The sequence below is a fragment of the Pseudomonas sp. HMWF006 genome (assembly GCF_003061205.1).
GTDB classification, from domain to species: Bacteria; Pseudomonadota; Gammaproteobacteria; order Pseudomonadales; family Pseudomonadaceae; genus Aquipseudomonas; species Aquipseudomonas monsensis.
The window spans coordinates 1-5781 of sequence record NZ_QAIU01000294.1; the positions used below are offsets into that span (position 1 = coordinate 1).

Annotated in this window: 6 protein-coding genes; 4 read left to right on the forward strand and 2 right to left on the reverse strand. The window is 60.3% G+C overall.

Going from position 1 to position 5781, the window contains the following annotated elements; translation table 11 throughout:
• Positions 1-3: 3 nt before the first annotated feature.
• Complete coding sequence (locus tag DBR24_RS12170; protein WP_123464405.1) at positions 4-951, reverse strand: LysR family transcriptional regulator; 948 nt, start codon at positions 949-951, stop codon at positions 4-6.
• Positions 952-1100: 149 nt separating this feature from the next.
• Here DBR24_RS12170 and DBR24_RS12175 point away from each other — a divergent pair, with 149 nt between their 5' ends.
• Positions 1101-2627, forward strand: coding sequence for a CoA-acylating methylmalonate-semialdehyde dehydrogenase (locus tag DBR24_RS12175; RefSeq protein ID WP_123464406.1), 1527 nt, complete (start codon positions 1101-1103; stop codon positions 2625-2627).
• A gap of 9 nt (positions 2628-2636) precedes the next feature.
• On the forward strand, positions 2637-3524 hold the full coding sequence (gene mmsB, locus DBR24_RS12180; RefSeq protein ID WP_128614874.1) for a 3-hydroxyisobutyrate dehydrogenase: 888 nt from the start codon (positions 2637-2639) through the stop codon (positions 3522-3524).
• Between the two features lie 248 nt (positions 3525-3772).
• Here mmsB and DBR24_RS12185 read toward each other — a convergent pair whose 3' ends face one another.
• The gene (locus DBR24_RS12185) at positions 3773-4117 is read right to left on the reverse strand and encodes a cupin domain-containing protein (protein ID WP_003177747.1); all 345 of its coding nucleotides are present in this window, start codon (positions 4115-4117) and stop codon (positions 3773-3775) included.
• Positions 4118-4641: 524 nt separating this feature from the next.
• On the opposite strand from DBR24_RS12185, the gene DBR24_RS12190 reads away from it, so the two are divergent.
• Together DBR24_RS12190 and DBR24_RS12195 are read left to right on the forward strand one after the other, a co-directional pair.
• Positions 4642-5211: an acyl carrier protein gene (locus DBR24_RS12190; protein WP_123464410.1), complete on the forward strand. Its 570-nt coding sequence runs from the start codon at positions 4642-4644 to the stop codon at positions 5209-5211.
• An 8-nt stretch (positions 5212-5219) separates the two neighbouring features.
• Positions 5220-5781, forward strand: a 562-nt coding sequence (locus tag DBR24_RS12195) for a beta-ketoacyl synthase N-terminal-like domain-containing protein (RefSeq protein ID WP_305888949.1), incomplete at its 3' end; no start/stop codon positions are given.

Genomic DNA, 5781 nt, shown 5'->3' on the forward strand with positions numbered 1-5781 from the left:
TTTTTAGTCGGCGAACTGCATTTCGCGGGTCTGCCCCATCAGCAGACCCTGATTGCGCTCGGTCACCTCACGGATGTAATCCCACAACAGGGTGATCCGCTTCAACTTGCGCAGGTCTTCGCGGCAGTACATCCAGAACTGCCGGGTGATGTCGATCTCTTCGGGCAGCACCGGCAACAGGCGTGGATCCTGCGCGGCGAGGAAGCACGGCAGAATCGCCAGTGAACGCCCTTGCTGCGCCGCGACGAATTGCGCGATCACGCTGGTGCTGCGCAGATGGGCGCTGGCGCCGGGCAGCACATTTGCCAGGTACAGCAGCTCCGAGCTGAACGCCAGGTCATCCACATAACTGATGAATTGATGCTTGCCCAAGTCTGCCGGGCGGCGGATCGGTGGGTGTTTGTCGAGGTAGTCCTGGGTCGCATAGAGCTGCAAGCGGTAGTCGCAGAGTTTGCAGCACACGTACGGCCCGTGCTCCGGGCGCTCCAGGGCGATGACGATGTCGGCTTCGCGTTTGGACAGGCTGATGAAGTGCGGCAGCGGCAGGATGTCCACCGAGATCGCCGGGTAGGCGTCGACGAAGTGGCTCAGCTGCGGGGTGATGAAAAAGCTGCCGAAACCTTCGGTGCAGCCCATGCGTACGTGCCCCGACAGCGCCACGCCGGAACCGGACACCTGCTCGCAGGCCATGTGCAGCGTGCTTTCAATCGACTCGGCATACCCCAGCAGCCGCTGGCCTTCGGCGGTCAGCACAAAACCGCTGGTGCGCGATTTTTCGAACAGCAGCGTACCCAATGCGGCTTCCAGCGAACTGATGCGCCGCGACACCGTGGTGTAGTCGACCGCCAGGCGCTTGGCCGCAGTGCTGGCCTTGCGGGTGCGGGCGACTTCGAGGAAAAACTTGAGGTCGTCCCAATTCAGGGAACCGAGTGAGGTGATGTTTTTTTGCATGATGGACGGGCTTATATGTGCGTTCTTATTAGAAGTTTGCACATCTATACTCCAAAAACAGTCCGACAACCAATTCGTGACACACGCCTCATCTCAAGGCGAACCTTTCGCCTTGGCTCCTACGATAAAAACAAGTTTCGGAGACCAGCATGAACGCATCGCTTACGCCCAATGAAACCACGGTCCAGAAGGTCAAGCTGCTGATCGACGGCGAGTGGGTCGAATCGCAGACCACCGAGTGGCACGACATCGTCAACCCGGCGACCCAGCAAGTGCTGGCCAAAGTGCCGTTCGCCACCGCGGCTGAAGTCGATGCCGCCATCAGTGCCGCACACCGCGCGTTCCAGACCTGGAAACTGACGCCGATCGGTGCACGCATGCGCATCATGCTCAAACTGCAGGCGCTGATTCGTGAGCATTCCAAACGCATCGCCGTCGTCCTGAGTGCCGAGCAGGGCAAGACCATTGCCGATGCCGAGGGTGATATTTTCCGTGGCCTGGAAGTGGTCGAGCACGCGTGCTCCATCGGCACTCTGCAAATGGGCGAGTTCGCCGAAAACGTTGCCGGCGGCGTCGATACCTACACCTTGCGTCAGCCAATCGGCGTGTGCGCCGGCATCACCCCGTTCAACTTCCCGGCGATGATTCCGCTGTGGATGTTCCCGATGGCTATCGCCTGCGGTAACACCTTCGTCTTGAAACCTTCGGAACAGGATCCGCTGTCGACCATGCTGCTGGTCGAGTTGGCGATCGAGGCCGGCGTTCCGGCCGGCGTGCTCAATGTGGTGCACGGCGGCAAGGATGTGGTCGATGCCTTGTGCACCCACAAGGACATCAAAGCGGTATCGTTCGTCGGTTCGACCGCGGTCGGTACCCACGTCTATGACCTGGCCGGCAAGCACGGCAAACGCGTGCAGTCGATGATGGGCGCGAAGAACCACGCCGTGGTACTGCCGGATGCCAATCGCGAACAAGCGCTGAATGCGCTGGTCGGCGCCGGTTTCGGTGCGGCCGGGCAACGTTGCATGGCCACCTCGGTGGTGGTGCTGGTCGGTGCGGCGAAACAATGGCTGCCGGACCTGAAAGCGCTGGCGCAGAAACTCAAGGTCAACGCCGGCAGTGAGCCGGGCACCGATGTCGGCCCGGTGATCTCGAAGAAAGCCAAGGCGCGGATTCTCGAGCTGATCGAAAGCGGCATCAAGGAAGGCGCCAAGCTTGAACTGGACGGTCGCGACATCAAGGTGCCGGGCTACGAGCAAGGCAACTTTGTCGGCCCGACCCTGTTCTCGGGGGTGAAGACTGACATGCAGATCTACACTCAGGAAATTTTCGGCCCGGTGCTGGTGGTGCTGGAAGTCGACACCCTCGATCAGGCCATCGCGCTGGTCAACGCCAACCCGTTCGGCAACGGCACGGGTCTGTTCACCCAGAGCGGTGCAGCGGCGCGCAAATTCCAGAGTGAAATCGACGTCGGCCAGGTCGGCATCAACATCCCGATTCCAGTGCCGGTGCCATTCTTCAGTTTCACCGGTTCGCGCGGTTCGAAACTTGGCGACCTCGGACCGTACGGCAAGCAAGTGGTGCAGTTCTACACCCAGACCAAAACGGTCACGGCGCGCTGGTTCGATGACGACAGCGTCAACGACGGCGTCAACACCACCATCAACCTGCGCTGAGGACTGGCCATGAAAATCGCATTTATCGGGCTGGGCAACATGGGCGCGCCGATGGCGCGCAACCTGATCAAGGCCGGCCACTCGCTGAACCTGGTCGACCTGAACAAAACCGTGCTGGCGGAACTTGAACAACTGGGCGGCAGCATTCGCGCTTCGGCGCGGGAAGCCGCCGAGGATGCCGAACTGGTGATCACCATGCTGCCGGCCGCTGTGCATGTACGCAGCGTCTGGCTCGGTGAGGATGGTGTGCTTGCCGGTATCGGCAAAGGCGTACCGGCGGTGGATTGCAGCACCATTGATCCGCAGACCGCCCGCGATGTCGCCGCTGCCGCAGCCAAACAAGGCGTGGCAATGGCTGACGCGCCGGTCTCCGGCGGCACCGGTGGTGCGACGGCTGGCACGCTGACCTTTATGGTCGGCGCCACGCCGGAGCTGTTCGCCACCCTGCAACCGGTGCTGGCGCAGATGGGTCGCAACATTGTGCATTGCGGTGAAGTCGGCACCGGGCAGATCGCCAAGATCTGCAACAACCTGCTGCTGGCCATCTCGATGGTCGGCGTCAGCGAAGCGATGGCGCTGGGCGATGCACTGGGGATCGACACCTCGGTGCTGGCCGGGATCATCAACAGCTCGACCGGGCGTTGCTGGAGTTCGGAAATGTACAACCCTTGGCCGGGCATCGTCGAAACGGCACCGGCCTCGCGCGGGTATACCGGTGGGTTTGGTGCCGAACTGATGCTCAAGGATCTGGGGCTGGCGACCGAAGCGGCGCGTCAGGCGCACCAACCGGTCATGCTCGGCGCGGTGGCGCAGCAGTTGTATCAGGCGATGAGTCAGCGCGGCGAGGGCGGCAAGGACTTCTCGGCGATCATTAACAGCTATCGTAAACCGCAATAGTTTGCCGCGGCTTTTGTGGTGAGGGCGCTTAGTGGAGAGGGGATTTATCCCCGCTGGGTCGCAAGGCGATCCCCTGCGTACTGTCAGTCAAATCGGCTATTCAGGTTTGGCGACTGCTGCGCAGCCGAGCGGGGATAAATCCCCTCGCCACAGGTTCTCTATTGCCACAGCGTCCACAAGGCCAGGCAGTCAGAATGCAGCAGGTGTTGCCGGGAAATCACGTCGGGTGATCTCCCGGCTTTTTTGCATCAGGCGAACACGAAATACTTGCGCACGGTCTCGACCACTTCCCACGTGCCTTTCATCCCCGGCTCTACCACAAAGATGTCGCCAGCACGCAAGTGGATCGGCGCCATGCCATCCGGGGTGATCACGCAGTAGCCTTCCTGGAAATGGCAGTACTCCCACTTCACGTAATCGACGCGCCACTTGCCCGGTGTGCAAATCCAGGTGCCCATGATCTTGCTGCCGTCTTCGCTGGTGTAGGCGTTGAGGTTGACGGTGTGTGGGTCGCCTTCGAGTTTTTCCCATTTGCAGGCATCGAGTACCGGCAGCGGGTGGGTGTCGCGCAGAACGGTGATGGGGGCGGTCATGTGTCGGCTCCAGACAAGGCGATGAAACGGAAGCAGCACCGTATAGCGCCACGCTCTACGTCAGATGTCTGTGCTCGACATTCAGTTATCCATAAACGCTGCCTCAGGTTTTACTCACAACCTGAATAAACCTTCCTGTGAACTCAATTAACAGCAGTATTGATCCAGGACAAAGGTTATGAAGTTATAACTAATTTACTTCTCCGGTATTTTTCTTTTCTTACGTCAGTGCCACCTCGTTAAGTTGTTCTCGAGACTTCTTTCGCATGAGGGCGCGGGCGCTTCACCATACCCCGTCTTTGTTAAGTAAATATGTCGCTCGTCATGCTGCTCTGCACCAATTGGGCGCGGTGGTTGCGGGACTTCGTACGCTTTTCCCAAGTTGTAAAAAAACCTTGAATAGTTCGTTGACTCTCCCCTTAAGGGCAGAGTTTAGATTGCCGCCGCGTAAGAAGTTGCTGTGGGAAAAGTTACTTCTCATAAGCCGAAATCATGAAGTAGTCACGACATATAGGGAGATAGAAATGAACAATCCATTGGACTTGGAACATGTCATTGCCAGCACTCGCGAAATCCTCGCTCAGCTCTTGGTGATGGGCGCCGATGAAATTGATGAACACAGCAGTATCGTCGAAGACCTCGGTGCCGACTCGCTCGACATCGTCGACCTGAGTTTCCAGCTGGGCCGCCAGTACGGCTGCACGCTGCCAAAAACCAGCGTACTGGACCACGCCGTGGCGGTGTGCGGCGACGCTAGCGAATTTCTCGCCAGCGGCCGTATCACCGAAAGCGGCAAGGCCCTGCTCGAGCAAAGCCTGAGTGCCTACACCCCGGATCAACTGAAGGCTGGCATGCAGCCAGCTCAGGTCTTCGCCGCGACCACCGTGCGCAACTGGGCCAACCAGTGCCGCAACCTCTTCAACTACCTGCCGGCCTCCTGCCCGGATTGCGGCGCTCACCAGGCCGTGCTGAACGAGCGTCAGCAAGTGGTCTGTGGTGCGTGCAGTGCACGTCTGGTGCCGGCGGATGGTGACGAAGTGTCCCGTCAACTGGTCGAGCAGTTTGTCGCCACTCACGTCAAAGAGACGGTGTAGGAGTTCTCATGCGGGCACGAGAAGTCTATGTGAGCGGGTTCGGTCTGGTTGCGCCCATGGCGCTGGACGCTGCCACGTTGTTCGAGCGGATTTGCCGGAAGCAATCCTGTGTCCGCGAACATCCCCGGTTCAAGGCGCTGGGTTTTGCCAACAGCGCGGCGGGGTTTATCGACGACGCGCAGTGGCAGCAGATCGGCGCGGGTTTCGGCGGCAACGTGGCGCTGCACCCACGGCAAAGCGTGCTGGCCGAGTACGTGGCCCGTCAGGCACTGGAACATGCCGGTCTGACGCCGGCGGATTTTGCCCACAGTCGCAGCGGCCTGTTTCTGGGGGCCAACAAGTACTGTGCCGACAGCCATGACTTGCAGCGGGTCAGCCGTTGCATGGTCCCGGCCGGCCGCGTTGACCTCGATCAGTTGCTGGACAACCCGGCCCCGTCGAGCGCGAGGTTCGTGCGGCGGGTCGACCAACAGACCCAGCATCTGGCCGACCGGCTCGGTATCCGCGATCACATCTCCACTCACTCCGATGCCTGCGCCGCCGGCACCATGGCCATCGGCAGTGCTTACC